This is a genomic window from Stenotrophomonas sp. PS02297 (assembly GCF_029959705.1).
In the GTDB taxonomy this organism is placed as follows: Bacteria; Pseudomonadota; Gammaproteobacteria; order Xanthomonadales; family Xanthomonadaceae; genus Stenotrophomonas; species Stenotrophomonas nitritireducens.
Genome location: NZ_JASCOS010000098.1, coordinates 1 through 13,220 on the forward strand (window position 1 = coordinate 1; position 13,220 = coordinate 13,220).

Below are 13,220 nucleotides of genomic sequence, written 5' to 3' on the forward strand. Positions count from 1 at the left end.
GGGGCGCCCCTCCGGGGGGGGGGGGGCCACGCGAGCGCGGGGCCCGGGGGTTGGCGCGCAAACCGGGGGGGCGACAGCGCGCAGCGATGGCGTGTTCCCCCTGAGTCAGGGGGCGCGCCGAAGGCGTGGGGTGTGGCAAGCGAGAGACGGGGCCCGCGGTTTGCAGCGCAGACCGACAGCACGCAGCGATGGCGTATCCCGGCACTACAATCACCCCATGCCAGAACTGCCCGAAGTCGAAACCACCCGCCGCGGCCTGGAGCCGCACCTGCAGGGGCGGCGCATCCATGGCGTGATCCTGCGCCGGCCGGACCTGCGCTGGCCGATTCCGGCGGAGATCGAGCGCGAGCTGCCCGGCCAGCGCATCGCCGCGATCCGCCGCCGCGCCAAGTACCTGCTGCTGGATACCGATGCCGGCAGCGCGCTGCTGCACCTGGGCATGTCCGGCAGCCTGCGCGTGCTGCCCGGCGACACGCCGGTGCGCGCGCACGACCACGTGGACATCAGTCTGGAGGATGGGCGCCTGCTGCGCTTCAACGACCCGCGCCGGTTCGGCTGCCTGCTGTGGCAGCCGGCGGGCGAAACCCACGAACTGTTGCGCGCGCTCGGCCCGGAACCGCTGGACGACGCGTTTGACGGCGACTACCTGTTCGCGCGCAGCCGCGGCCGCAGCGCGCCGGTCAAGACCTTCCTGATGGACCAGCGCATCGTCGTCGGCGTCGGCAACATCTATGCCGCCGAAAGCCTGTTCATGGCCGGCATCAATCCGCTGCGCGAGGCCGGTAAGGTCTCGCGCGAACGCTACCGACGCCTCGCCACGGCGGCAAAGGAGATCCTCGGCCACGCCATCACCCGCGGCGGTACCACCCTGCGCGATTTCATCAGCCCCGATGGTGCGCCCGGCTATTTCGAGCAGGAGCTGTCGGTGTATGGCCGCGAAGGCGAGGCCTGCGTGCGCTGTGGGCGCGCACTGCGCCATGCCAGCATCGGCCAGCGCGCCAGCGTCTGGTGTGCTCACTGCCAGCGGTGAAGGAGGCCGGTGGACCTGGCCGATGGGCAGGCTCCAGCTTTCACCCGCCGCTTACCTTCATTCACCCGCGCCTGCCTATCATCCGCACACCCCTTTCCGGACGAACGCATGGATCGACGCGACTTCCTCCAGCGCGCCTCGCTGGCCCTGGCCGCTTTCGGCCTGCCTGCGCTGCCGGCCTGCGCCGCCGCCGACAGGCAGCTCGGCCTGCGCCGCATCGGCCAGCCGCAGCCGTTCGACTTCGCCGCGCTGAAGGGCCAGGCGCGCGCGCTGGCGCAGGCACCGTACCGCAGCCACAAGCGCAGCCTGCCGCCGGAAGTGGACGCGCTGGACTGGGACCAGTACCAGTCGATCCGCTACCGCCAGGACCACGCGCTGTGGGCCGACCAGCCCGGGAAATTCCAGGCCAAGTTCTTCCATCTCGGCCTGTATTTCCATTCGCCGGTGCGCATGTTCGACGTGGTCGATGGCAAGGCCCAGGAACTGGCCTACGACCCGGCCGCGTTCGATTACGGCAAGAGCGGCATCCATGGCAGCCGGCTGCCGGCGGACCTCGGCTTCGCCGGTTTCCGCCTCAACACCCGCGCCGATACCGACCGCGACTTCGCCGCGTTCCTGGGCGCCAGCTATTTCCGTGCGGTGGGCAAGGAAGGCCAGTACGGCCAGTCCGCGCGCGGACTGGCGATCGACACCGGCATGGGCAGGCCCGAGGAATTCCCCGACTTCATCGCCTATTACCTGGAACAGCCGGCCGCCGGCTCGGACACGCTGGTGGTCCATGGCCTGCTCGACTCGCCCAGCGTGGCCGGTGCCTACCGCTTCGCCATCACCAATGGCGACGTGCTGCTGATGGACATCGACAGCGCCTTGTATCCGCGCCGGGAAATCGAGCGGCTCGGCATCGCGCCGTGCACCAGCATGTACCAGGTCGGCGAGAACGACCGCCGCATGGGCTGGGACTGGCGCCCTGAGATCCACGACACCGACGGCCTGTCGATGTGGAACGGCGCCGGCGAGTGGATCTGGCGCCCGCTGTGCAATCCGGCGCAGCTGCGCTTCAACATGTTCGTGGACGACAATCCGCGCGGCTTCGGCCTGCTGCAGCGCGACCGTGATTTCGACCACTACCAGGACGACGGCGTGTTCTACGAGAAGCGTCCCTGCCTGTGGGTGGAACCGAAGGGACAATGGGGCGAGGGCTCGGTGCAGCTGGTGGAGATTCCCACCGTCGACGAGACCTTCGACAACATCGTCGCGTTCTGGAACCCGAAGCAGAAGCCGCAGCCGGGTGAGGAACTGCTGGTCGGTTACCGGCTGTACTGGGGCGCGCAGCCGCCGGCACGGCCGCCGTTGGCGCACTGCGTGGCCAGCCGCACCGGACTGGGCGGCATCATCGGCAAGAAGCGCGAGTATTTCTCCTGGCGTTTCGCGGTGGATTTCGAGGGCGGAGACCTGGCCGGCCTGATCGACAAGGCCGAGGTCGAAGCCGTGGTGGAAACCAGCCGCGGCCGCGTGGAAGTCGTCTCCGCCCGTCCGCTGCGCGAGATCAACGGCTACCGCGCCATGTTCGACCTGGTGCCGCCCGAAGGCAGTTACGACCAGATCGACATCCGCCTGTACCTGCGCAGCGGTGGCAAGACCCTCACCGAAACCTGGTTGTACCAGTACAGCCCGCCCCCAGCCGGTGCGCCGGAGCGGACGTTGTATTGATCAGATACGGGGTAGGCGCCGTGGCGCCAGGCTCGGCGCCTGTGCCTCTGAACTGCGGCCGCGTGGTGTCACGTTGGCGCTTCGAGGGTTTGCTTCGGCGCCGGAGCATGTGGCTGCCCGCTTGGGCATAGAAGCACAGGGCCCGGGTGCGGCTGTACAAATACGCAGGCCAGGCCAGGCCGCGTTGAAACGTTCCTGCGCATTCTGGCGGGCTTCGCTTCCCCAATCAGCTCATATGTTCCCGATGATCCCCGCGATCATTGCCCATTCGGGCGGTGAAGAAAGCATCCGCAGCGTATCGCGGGAGGTGATGCCGGAGTTCATCGAAGTGGATCTTCTGCTGCCGATAAAAGATTCACTGCAGCAGGAGGGGGCTTCAGCTCCAACGAGGATCCTGCCTGCCTTGCGAGATCGGGGGCCGATATCTCTTTCAGCTTTTGAAGCCGCTTTGAATCATCGTGAACCAGGCGCGCTGTCGTTCGCTGGGTGATTGCAATCCGGAGCGCCCCTGAGCCAAGCGCGCGCTCCGGCAGGCGCGGGAATGCGGGAGATGATGAGCTGGGGCCGCATGGTCTGCGGTGCAGACCATGGGGTAAATACGCGAATGCGTGTTTACAGCGGCAACGGCGCCTGCATCGGCTCGATGCGGCCCTCGCCGCGGGTGATCTTCTTGAACTCGGCGCGGCTGACCGATACGTAGCGGTCGTTGCCGCCGATCTCCACCTGCGGGCCGTCCTGCACGGCGAAGCCGTTCCCGTCCACGCGCACGGTCATCGTCGCCTTCTTGCCGCTGTGGCAGATGGTCTTGATCTCCTGCATCTCGTCGGCCCAGGCCAGCAGGTACTGGCTGCCCTCGAACAACTCGCCGCGGAAATCGGTGCGCAGGCCGTAGCACAGCACCGGGATGCGCAGCTGGTCCACGACCTCGCTCAGCTGCCACACCTGCGCCTTGGTCAGGAACTGCGCCTCGTCCACCAGCACGCAGCCCAGCCGCCCATGCGCGGCCATGTCGCGTTCGACCAGCTGCTGCAGGTCGGTGTCGTGGTCGAAGGCGGTGGCCTCGGCCTGCAGCCCGATCCGCGAGGCGACCACGCCGCTGCCGGCGCGGTGGTCCAGGTGCGGGGTCAGGATCGACACGCGCATGCCGCGCTCGCGGTAGTTGTGCGCCGACTGCAGCAGGGTGGTGGTCTTCCCGGCGTTCATCGCCGAGTAGTAGAAGTAGAGCTTGGCCATGGGGCATTTTAGCGTGCGCCGGCCGCCATGGCCGATGGCTTACACTGCCGCCCTGCGACAGACCCTATCCCATGCTGGACTCCCTCAATCCCCCCCAACGCGCGGCGGTGCTGCACACCGAAGGCCCCCTGCTGGTGCTGGCCGGCGCCGGCAGCGGCAAGACCCGCGTGATCGTGGAGAAGATCGCCCACCTGATCGGCAGCGGCCGCTACAGCGCCCGTCGCATCGCCGCGATCACCTTCACCAACAAGTCGGCCAAGGAAATGCGCGAGCGCGTGGCCAAGCGCCTGCGTGGCGGACAGGCCGAAGACGTGACCATCTGCACCTTCCACGCGCTGGGGCTGAAGTTCATGCAGATCGAACATGCCGCGGTGGGCCTGAAGCGCGGCTTCTCGATCTTCGACGCCGACGACGCGGCGGCGCAGGTCAAGGACCTGCTCGGCGGCAGCAATGCCAAGCCCGACGACATCGAGGACATGAAGAACCTGATCTCGCGCGCCAAGAACGCCGGCCTGTCGCCGGAGCAGGCGATGGCGGCCGCGCGCAGCAACCGCGAGAAGGACGCGGCGATGGTCTACGAGCTGTACCAGGCGCGGCTGACCGCCTTCAACGCGGTCGACTTCGACGACCTGATCCGCCTGCCGGTGCAGGTGCTGGAAGAGAACCCGGACATCGCGCTGGCCTGGCGCGAGCGCATCGGCTACCTGCTGGTGGACGAATGCCAGGACACCAACGACGCCCAGTACCGCCTGCTCAAGCAGCTGGCCGGGCCGGCCGGCAACTTCACCTGCGTGGGCGACGACGACCAGAGCATCTACGCCTGGCGCGGCGCCAATCCGGAGAACCTGCAGAACATGGCGGTGGAGTACCCATCGCTGCAGATCGTCAAGCTGGAGCAGAACTACCGCTGCTCCAACCGCGTGCTGCGCGCGGCCAACGCGCTGATCGCGCACAACCCGCACGAACACCTGAAGACGCTGTGGTCCGACCAGGCCGACGGCGAGCGCATCCGCGTGTGGGAGTGCCGCAACAGCGAGCACGAGGCGGAGAAAGTGGCCGCCGAGATCCAGTTCATCGCCACCAGCCGGCGCGTGCCGTGGAGCGATTTCTGCATCCTGTTCCGCGGCAACTTCCAGAGCCGGCCGCTGGAGAAGGCGATGCAGCTGGTCGGCGTGCCGTACCACCTGACCGGCGGCACGGTGTTCCTGGAGCGGCAGGAAGTGAAGGACACCCTGGCCTGGCTGCGGCTGCTGGTGAACCCGGACGACGACACCGCCTTCATGCGCGCGGTGCAGGCGCCCAAGCGCGACGTCGGCGCCGGCACCCTGGCCAAGCTGGCCGAGCTGGCCTCGGAGAAGGGCATGTCCATGGCGCAGGCCGCCGAGGCGATGGGCGCGCTGGCGCAGTTGCCGCCGCGCGCGGCCAACAGCCTGAGCAGGTTCACCGACATCCTGCGCGCGCTGCGCATGGACATGCGGCAGATGTCCTCCGGCGACCTGGTGCGCCGGGTGTCCAAGGACTCGGGGATGCTGGCCGAACTGCGCCACCAGGCCAAGGACACCGCCGGCTACGAGCGCCGCGCCGGCAATCTGGAAGAGCTGGCCTCGTGGTTCGAGAACGGCCCGCGCGGCGCCAGTGCCGCCGACATGGCCGCGCAGCTGGCGCTGATCTCGCGCAACGACAAGGACGATGGCGGCAACCAGGTGCGGATGATGACCCTGCATGCCTCCAAGGGCCTGGAGTTCCCGTATGTGTTCATCGTCGGCTGCGAGGACGGCGTGCTGCCGCACCAGGTCAGTCTCGACGAGGGCAACCTGCAGGAGGAGCGGCGCCTGCTGTACGTGGGCATCACCCGCGCCAAGATCCAGCTGTGGATGAGCTACAGCCGCCTGACCCGCAAGTTCGGGGAGCACGTGCGGCTCAAGCCCAGCCGCTTCTTCGGCGAGCTGCCGGCGGCGGAGATGCAGCGCGACGGCGCCGACCCGGTGGCCGACGCGGCGAACAAGAAAGAGCGCGCGCAGGCCGGGCTGGCGGCGATCCAGGCGTTGTTCGACTAGGTGCCATGCGGCTCTTGCGCATGTCCGCGACCGGAGCGACGCTGCATGGCAACGACCGGGGACAAGGGCTGGCATGCTGATCGAAACCGAACGACTGCGGTTGCGCCTGCTGCGCGACGACGATGCCGATGCCGCCGCGATGCTGGAACTGCTCAACGACCCGGGATTCCACCGCTACATCGGCGACCGTGGCATCCGCACGCTGGAGCAGGCGCGCGACTGTGTCCGTGACGGCCCGCTGGCGAGCTACTCGCGGCATGGCTACGGCATGTACGCGGTCGAACGGCGCAGCGATGGCGCATGGCTGGGCAATGCCGGGCTGGTACACCGCGCCGCATTGCCCCATCCCGACATCGGCTATGCCCTGCTGGAACGGCACGCCGGCCAGGGTTACGCGCTGGAGGCCGCGCGGGCGGTGCTGGGACATGCGCGCGGCAGCCTGGGACTGGGCGCGTTGTGCGCGATCGTGGCGCCGGGCAACGCGCGTTCGGTCGCGTTGCTGGAAAAGCTTGGTTTCCGGGCCGCCGGCACGACCCGCCTGCCAGGCAAGGAGGAGGAACTGTTGTTGTTCTTCAACGAGCCCGGCGATTGCGGGTGAGGCGCGGGAGCTTTACCGGGAATGCCCCAGCGGGGCGTTACCCCGCTCTACAGGGCGGCGGGGTTCCGTAGCGCCGGGCAACGCCCGGCGGGGCTTGGCCGGGAATGCCCCAGCGGGGCGTTGCCCCGCTCTACAAGGCGGCTGGGTTCCGTAGCGCCGGGCAACGCCCGGCGGGGCTTCGCCGGGGTGCCCGGTGGCTTTCCCGATAGAGCCCATGCGGGGCATGCCCCGCATCACGGTCGAGCGCGCAGGCTCAATCGTTCGTTTGGGCCTGCAGCCGGGCCAGTTGTTCCTGCAGCGCCGCCACGGCGGCCTCCAGCTGTTGCACGCGTTCTTCCAGCGCACTGCTGTCCGCGGCCGCGGTGGCCGGCGCGCGGTACTGCGCGGCCAGGGCGTCCACGTCCACCGGGCCGCCGAGCAGGTGCATGTAGCGCTCCTCGCGCTGGCCGGCGGCGCGCGGCAGCTGCACCACCAGGTCGCGCTGGATCAGGCGCCCGAGCTGGTGGCGCAGGTCCTCGGCATCGGCGAACTTCGCCATCCGCTCGCTGCGGGTGGCCAGTTCGCCCGCGGTCTGCGGGCCGCGCAGCAACAGCAGGCCGAGCAGGGCGACCTGCTGGCATGGCAGGTCCAGCCTGACGCCGAGCAGGTGCTCGTAGCGTTCGGCGCGCGCGGAGAAATGCTGCCGGGCCAGGCCCATCGCTTCCAGCTGGCGCAGCGCATGCTGCACGTTGCCGGCGTCCAGGTTCATCACCGGGTCGCGCGCGGTCTTCTGGTTGGCGGCGGTCTGGGCGGCGTTGACGGTCAGCGGGTAGGTCTCGGGCGTGGTCGCTTCCTTCTCGACCAGGCAGCCGAGCACGCGCATCTGCGCGGCATCGAGCACGGGAACGGGCGAAGGGGTGGGGGTGTCGGTCATCGTCTGCGTCATTGTCGGCATCGGGTCGCGCGAGGGGGCGCAAGCATAGTCGAGGAGGAAAGAAAAACCGGGGCCAGGGGTGGTTTTGTCTAAACCCGGCTCCAGGCCCCGGTTTTCCATCCCTGGGGCGGGCCGGGCGGGGAGCCGGTAAACTTGCCCGGTTTTCGCTCTATCCGGTAGCTGTGCCCATGTCCCGAATCCCGCATTCCCTCCTGCTCGCTGGCGCGCTGCTGTCGCTGGCCGCCTGCAGCACGTCCCGGCCCCTGGTCCACGGCGAACCCGCCGTATCGGCCCCGGTCGCCCCGGCGCCTGCCGCGGTTGTCGCCGACGACGCCAACGACAACCTCAACGCGGTGCTGTGGATACAGCGCTCGCAGGAATATCGCGCCAACTCCCTGCAGACCTGGCGTGCCGCCGCCGCGCAGCTGGACCGCGCGCTGGCCGACCGCTCGTGGACCGCGCTGCTGCCCGAGGAAGGCGGAAGCCACCAGTCGGCCGCGTTGAAGCCGGCGGTGGTGGTGGACGTGGACGAGACCGTGCTGGACAACTCGCCCTACCAGGCGCGGCTGGTGCGCAATGGCGGCAGCTACGACGACGCCACCTGGGACGCCTGGGTGGCCGAAGGCAAGGCCGGCGCGGTGCCGGGCGCGGTGGAATTCGCCAAGGCCGCCGCGGCCAAGGGCGTGACCATGATCTACATCACCAACCGCACCGAGCACATGAAGGACGTCACCCTGGCCAACCTGCGCAGGCTCGGCTTCCCGGTGGCCGGCGACGATGTCTACCTGGGCCTGGACAAGTACGTGCCCGGCTGCGAGCAGGAAGGCAGCGAGAAGGCCTGCCGCCGCCAGCTGGTGGCGCAGAAGTACCGCGTGCTGATGCAGTTCGGCGACCAGCTCAGCGATTTCGGCGCGATCAGCGCCAACACCCAGGACGGCCGCGACGCGCTGCTGCAGGCCCACCAGGACTGGTTCGGCCAGCGCTGGTGGATGCTGTCCAACCCGACCTATGGCGGCTGGGAGCCGGCGCAGTTCAACAATGCCTGGTCGCTGCCCGAATCCGAGCGCCGCGCCGCCAAGCGCGCCGCGCTGGACGTCGCCCAATGAGCCGCGGCCCGCTGCCGCTGCGCACCGACGAGCGCCTGATCTTCGCGCTCGACGTGCCGGGGTGCGCGGAGGCCATCGACTGGGTGGAGCGGCTTGGTGACGCCGTGTCGTTCTACAAGATCGGCATGGAGCTGCTGGCCTCGGGCGAGTACTTCGCGGTACTCGACGAACTGGCCAGGCGCGACAAGCGCGTGTTCGTCGATCTCAAGTTCTTCGATATTCCCGCCACCATCGCCGGCGTCATCCGCCGCCTGTCGCAGTGGCCGGTGAGCTACTGCACGATCCATGGCTGGCACCCGGCGATGATGGAAGCCGCCGCCGCGGCCAACGCCTCGGACATGCGCCTGCTGGCGGTGACCGTGTTGACCTCGATGGGCCGCCCGGACCTGGCGCAGATGGGCATCGACCGCGAGCCGGTGGAAGTAGTGGTCGAGCGCGCGCTGGCCGCGCAGCGCGCCGGCATCGACGGCGTGATCGCGTCCGGCCAGGAGGCCGCGCCGATCCGCGCCGCCACCGGCGCAGGTTTTTCCATCGTCTGCCCGGGCATCCGTCCCGGCGGCCCGGTCGGCGACGACCAGCAGCGCACGGTCGGCGTGGCGCAGGCATTCGATGATGGCGCCGACGCCATCGTCGTCGGCCGCCCGATCCGCCTGGCATCCGACCCGCGCGCAGCCGCGCAGGCCATGCAGCGCGAGATTGCAGATTTCTTCAATTGAAAATCAATGACTTATGCATTGATTCATGAAGTGTTGCATTAACTGAAGTGGGCGCGTAGGCTGTGCCCGTCGCCGGCCATGCCGGCGATGTGTCACATGTCCCCGGCCCAGCCGGTTTGAGGAGGTTCGCCACCGGCAACGGGGCGGCCTCTTTTTTTTATGCCTGCAACCGGGAAGCCCTTCCCGCCCCCGCTTGCCGCTGTCACCGGACAGGCCGCAAGATGCGACGGCCCCGGGGGAGGACCAACGACGCCATGCCACGCCGTTCATCTCGCAGCCGTACGCATCTTTCGCATCTGCTGTTCCTGTCCCTGTGCGCCGCGACCGTGTTCGGCAGCGGCTGCCGGCGGTCGCAGGAGCCCCTGCCAGGGGCCGCCACGGAACCGGCCGCGGCCGTGCGCCAGCTGGTCCAGCACCTGCACGACAACGACCTGGCCGGCTATGCCCGCGCGGCGGTGCCGCCCGAGGAATACGCGGAACTGGAGACGGCCTGGGCCCAGGGCCACAGCCGTTGGCCGCTGGACGAACTGCCCCTGCACGACAAGCTGCCGGCGCTGCTGGCCTCGCTGTCGGCGCCCGATGCGGAAACCCGGCTGCAGCGGGCGTTCAGGGCGCAGATCGCCGGACAGACCGCCGGCGTGCGCCAGGCCGCGCACTCGCTGGGCCTGTTCGGCGAGCAGTACATCAGCCACCAGGGCGACTACAGCGACGACGAGCGCGCCCACTACGTGCAGCTGGTCAAGGCGCTCAGCGCCTGGGCGCAGGCCGCGCCGCTTTCCGATTCCAAGCTGGCGCGCTCGACCATCGCCACCCTGACCGCCGCCGCGCGCGCCACCGGGCTGGACAGCGACGCTGCCCTGCAGGAAGCGGGCATGACCGGCAGCCTGCAGCGCTTGTCGCCGTTCGCCGCGGCCGTCAAACAGGTGCTGGCCGGCTACGGGTTGTCGCTGGACGACAGCATCGCGCAGCTGCGCACCGGGTTGGCCAGCCAGGAAGGCGACCGCGCTGTCGTCCATGTGCAATATCCCTTGGCCGGCCAGGAGATCGACCTGCAGGTGGTGCTGGCGCGCCGCCAGGGACGCTGGTACCTGGCCCGCACCCTGGCCGAAGCGGACGCGGCGCTGGCGGCCGCGCGCGCTGCCGCGCCGGCGCCAGAGGAGGGCCAGTCTTCCCCGGACGCCGCCGGCACCGACACCGGGAACAGCCCGGCTGCGGCGGCTAAGCCATAATGTCGCCGATGTCGAAACAGAACTCCCGGCCCGAACAGGGCGAACTCCTGCCGTCGGGCGAGGCCAGCGCCCCGGCCGCCGCCCCCCTGCCTCCGGCTCCGGCCGGCCGTCCGCCCGTGCGCCAGGGCCGTCGCCCACTGTGGTCGCGCCTGCTCGGCCGGCTGATCGAGCCGTGGCTGGGCCTGAAGATCGAACCGGAACAACTGCAGCACGACCCGGCGCAGCCGGTGGTCTACGTGCTGGAAGACTACGGCCTGTCCAACGCGCTGATCCTGGACAAGGCGTGCCGCGACGCCGGCCTGCCGTCGCCGCTGGTGCCGCTGCCCGGCGATCCGACCGGTCGCAAGCGCGCCTATGTGGCGCTGTCGCGGCGCTCGAGCAACAACGCGCTGATCCCCGAACAGCGCGGCGCCCGCACCCATTCCGATTCGCTGGCCCGGCTGCTGCAGGCGCACCGCGCCAACCCGGCGCTGGACGTGCAGCTGGTGCCGGTGTCGATCTTCGTCGGCCGCGCCCCGGACAAGCAGAGCGGCTGGTTCGCCGTGCTGTTCTCGGAGAACTGGGCGCTGGTCGGCCGCTTCCGCCGCCTGCTGGCGGTGCTGCTCAACGGCCGCGACAGCATCGTGCGCTTCGCCGCGCCGATTTCGCTGCGCGAGACGGTGGAGGAAGGGCTGGAGCCGGAGCGCACGGTGCGCAAGCTGCAGCGCGTGCTGCGCGCGCACTTCCGCCGCATCCGCGAATCGATCATCGGCCCGGATCTTTCCACCCGCCGCCTGCTGGTGGACAAGGTGCTGGAAGCCGATACGGTGCGCGAGGCCATCGCCGCCCAGGCCAAGCGCGACAACTCCAAGCCGACCGACGCCTGGAAGAAGGCCCAGGCCTACGCCTGGGAGATCGCCGCCGACTATTCCACCCCGGTGGTGCGCTCGGCCAGCTTCCTGCTCAGCCACGTCTGGAACCGCATCTACGCCGGCGTGCTGGTCCACCACCTGGACAAGTTCAAGGAAGCCGCGCCCGGGCACGAAGTCGTCTACGTGCCCAGCCACCGCAGCCACATGGACTACCTGCTGCTGAGCTACCTGCTGTACGACCGCGGCATCGTGCCGCCGCACATCTTCGCCGGCATCAACCTAAACCTGCCGGTGGTCGGCACCCTGCTGCGCAAGGGCGGCGCGTTCTTCGCGCGGCGCAGTTTCCGCGGCAACCCGCTGTATTCGGCGGTGTTCTCCGAATACATGGCGCAGCTGGTCTCCGGCGGCTATTCCATCGAGTACTTCGTCGAAGGCGGGCGCTCGCGTACCGGCCGCCTGCTGCAGCCCAAGGGCGGCGTGATTTCGATGACCCTGCGCGCGTTCCTGCGCCAGCCGCGCAAGCCGGTGCTGTTCCAGCCCATCTACATCGGCTACGAGAAGCTGATGGAGGGCAACAGCTACCTGGACGAACTGTCCGGCCGGCCGAAGGAAAAGGAATCGATCTGGGCGCTGCTGTGGGGCATTCCCAAGGTGCTCAAGCAGAACTACGGCCAGGTGGTGGTGAACTTCGGCGAGCCGATCGCGTTGAACGACGTCCTGGCCGAGCATGCGCCCGAGTGGGACGGCCAGCCGGTGCCCGAGGACGAGAAGCCGACGTGGCTGATGAAGACGGTCGACGCGCTGGCGCAGAACATCAACGTGCATGTCAATGCCGCCGCCGACGTCAACCCGATCAACCTGCTGGCGCTGGCGCTGCTGTCCACGCCCAAGCACGCGATGGGCGAGGCCGACCTGATCGCGCAGATCGAGCTGTGCAAGAAGCTGCTGGTCGAGATGCCGTACTCGGACCGGGTGACGGTCACCCCGCACTCGCCCGAGCGCATCATCGCCCACGCCGAGGAGATCAACGTCCTCACCCGCGTCAAGCACCCGCTGGGCGACGTGCTCAGCGTCAGCGGCGACACCGCGGTGCTGCTGAGCTATTTCCGCAACAACGTGCTGCACCTGTTCACCGCGTCCTCGTGGGTGGCGTGCTGCTTCCAGAACAACCGCCGCATGAGCCGCGCCGGCCTGCTGCGGCTGGGCCGCGGGCTGTACCCGTTCCTGCAGCAGGAGCTGTTCCTGCCGTGGAGCGAGGACGAGTTCGCCGCGCGCATCGAGCAGACCATCAACGTGTTCGTGCGCGAAGGCCTGCTGCAGCAGGTGGGCGAGGACGAGGGCGGCATGCTCGCGCGCAGCACTGGCCAGACCGACGAAGTGTTCCGCCTGCGCGCCATCGGCCATTCGCTGCAGCAGGCGTTCGAGCGCTACTACATCGCCATCTCGGTGCTGGTGAAGAACGGCCCCGGCGTGCTCGGCGCGGCCGAACTGGAAAGCCTGTGCCAGCAGGCCGCGCAGCGCCTGAGCCTGCTCTACGCCCCGGCCGCGCCGGAATTCTTCGACAAGACCCTGTTCCGCGGCTTCATCCAGAAGATGCGCGAACTGCGCCTGGTCTGGCCGGACGAGAACAGCAAGCTGCTGTTCGACGAGCGCCTCGACGCCTGGGCCAAGGACGCCAAGTTCATCCTCGGCCGCGAACTGCGCCACACCATCGAGCGCGTGAGCCCGGAAGCGGTGAAGCCGGAGGAGCCGGCGGCGGGCTGAAAGAGCCCGCCGC

Annotated in this window: 11 protein-coding genes; 9 read left to right on the forward strand and 2 right to left on the reverse strand. The window is 69.1% G+C overall.

The window, feature by feature from the left end; genetic code table 11:
* The first annotated feature begins 217 nt into the window (after positions 1 to 217).
* From mutM to QMX80_RS15115, 3 genes are all read left to right on the forward strand, one after another.
* On the forward strand, positions 218 to 1,030 hold the full coding sequence (gene mutM / locus QMX80_RS15105) for a bifunctional DNA-formamidopyrimidine glycosylase/DNA-(apurinic or apyrimidinic site) lyase (RefSeq protein ID WP_055768830.1): 813 nt from the start codon (positions 218 to 220) through the stop codon (positions 1,028 to 1,030).
* A gap of 108 nt (positions 1,031 to 1,138) precedes the next feature.
* The gene (locus QMX80_RS15110; RefSeq protein ID WP_273083772.1) at positions 1,139 to 2,740 is read left to right on the forward strand and encodes a glucan biosynthesis protein D; all 1,602 of its coding nucleotides are present in this window, start codon (positions 1,139 to 1,141) and stop codon (positions 2,738 to 2,740) included.
* A gap of 244 nt (positions 2,741 to 2,984) precedes the next feature.
* Positions 2,985 to 3,230: a hypothetical protein gene (locus QMX80_RS15115; RefSeq protein WP_282277890.1), complete on the forward strand. Its 246-nt coding sequence runs from the start codon at positions 2,985 to 2,987 to the stop codon at positions 3,228 to 3,230.
* Positions 3,231 to 3,352: 122 nt separating this feature from the next.
* Here QMX80_RS15115 and QMX80_RS15120 read toward each other — a convergent pair whose 3' ends face one another.
* Positions 3,353 to 3,973, reverse strand: a complete 621-nt coding sequence (locus QMX80_RS15120; RefSeq protein ID WP_282277892.1) for a thymidine kinase — start codon at positions 3,971 to 3,973, stop codon at positions 3,353 to 3,355.
* A 74-nt stretch (positions 3,974 to 4,047) separates the two neighbouring features.
* Here QMX80_RS15120 and QMX80_RS15125 point away from each other — a divergent pair, with 74 nt between their 5' ends.
* Both QMX80_RS15125 and QMX80_RS15130 read left to right on the forward strand, forming a co-directional pair.
* Complete coding sequence (locus QMX80_RS15125) at positions 4,048 to 6,030, forward strand: UvrD-helicase domain-containing protein (RefSeq protein ID WP_152984182.1); 1,983 nt, start codon at positions 4,048 to 4,050, stop codon at positions 6,028 to 6,030.
* A 73-nt stretch (positions 6,031 to 6,103) separates the two neighbouring features.
* The gene (locus tag QMX80_RS15130) at positions 6,104 to 6,628 is read left to right on the forward strand and encodes a GNAT family N-acetyltransferase (protein WP_273083775.1); all 525 of its coding nucleotides are present in this window, start codon (positions 6,104 to 6,106) and stop codon (positions 6,626 to 6,628) included.
* A gap of 253 nt (positions 6,629 to 6,881) precedes the next feature.
* Here QMX80_RS15130 and QMX80_RS15135 read toward each other — a convergent pair whose 3' ends face one another.
* Entirely contained in the window at positions 6,882 to 7,541 is a 660-nt protein-coding gene (locus QMX80_RS15135; RefSeq protein ID WP_282277895.1) for a DUF480 domain-containing protein, read from the reverse strand.
* Between the two features lie 188 nt (positions 7,542 to 7,729).
* Between QMX80_RS15135 and QMX80_RS15140 the strand changes: the two genes are divergently transcribed.
* From QMX80_RS15140 to plsB, 4 genes are all read left to right on the forward strand, one after another.
* On the forward strand, positions 7,730 to 8,647 hold the full coding sequence (locus tag QMX80_RS15140; protein ID WP_282277897.1) for a 5'-nucleotidase, lipoprotein e(P4) family: 918 nt from the start codon (positions 7,730 to 7,732) through the stop codon (positions 8,645 to 8,647).
* A complete protein-coding gene (pyrF, locus tag QMX80_RS15145) occupies positions 8,644 to 9,363 on the forward strand; it encodes an orotidine-5'-phosphate decarboxylase (RefSeq protein ID WP_282277898.1) in 720 nt (239 codons plus the stop codon). The genes QMX80_RS15140 and pyrF overlap by 4 nt, the downstream gene beginning before the upstream one ends.
* Positions 9,364 to 9,758: 395 nt before the next feature.
* Positions 9,759 to 10,592, forward strand: a complete 834-nt coding sequence (locus QMX80_RS15150; RefSeq protein ID WP_282277899.1) for a hypothetical protein — start codon at positions 9,759 to 9,761, stop codon at positions 10,590 to 10,592.
* 8 nt (positions 10,593 to 10,600) lie between these two features.
* The gene (gene plsB / locus QMX80_RS15155) at positions 10,601 to 13,207 is read left to right on the forward strand and encodes a glycerol-3-phosphate 1-O-acyltransferase PlsB (protein WP_282277901.1); all 2,607 of its coding nucleotides are present in this window, start codon (positions 10,601 to 10,603) and stop codon (positions 13,205 to 13,207) included.
* Positions 13,208 to 13,220 lie beyond the last annotated feature (13 nt).

Bases quoted from the DNA above. Each gene is read 5' to 3' on its own strand.
- QMX80_RS15140 (WP_282277897.1), top strand. From the start codon at position 7,730: ATGTCCCGAATCCCGCATTCCCTCCTGCTCGCTGGCGCGCTGCTGTCG.
- pyrF (WP_282277898.1), top strand. From the start codon at position 8,644: ATGAGCCGCGGCCCGCTGCCGCTGCGCACCGACGAGCGCCTGATCTTC.
- QMX80_RS15135 (WP_282277895.1), bottom strand. From the start codon at position 7,541: ATGACCGACACCCCCACCCCTTCGCCCGTTCCCGTGCTCGATGCCGCG.
- mutM (WP_055768830.1), top strand. From the start codon at position 218: ATGCCAGAACTGCCCGAAGTCGAAACCACCCGCCGCGGCCTGGAGCCG.
- plsB (WP_282277901.1), top strand. From the start codon at position 10,601: ATGTCGAAACAGAACTCCCGGCCCGAACAGGGCGAACTCCTGCCGTCG.
- QMX80_RS15130 (WP_273083775.1), top strand. From the start codon at position 6,104: ATGCTGATCGAAACCGAACGACTGCGGTTGCGCCTGCTGCGCGACGAC.
- QMX80_RS15115 (WP_282277890.1), top strand. From the start codon at position 2,985: ATGATCCCCGCGATCATTGCCCATTCGGGCGGTGAAGAAAGCATCCGC.
- QMX80_RS15110 (WP_273083772.1), top strand. From the start codon at position 1,139: ATGGATCGACGCGACTTCCTCCAGCGCGCCTCGCTGGCCCTGGCCGCT.
- QMX80_RS15120 (WP_282277892.1), bottom strand. From the start codon at position 3,973: ATGGCCAAGCTCTACTTCTACTACTCGGCGATGAACGCCGGGAAGACC.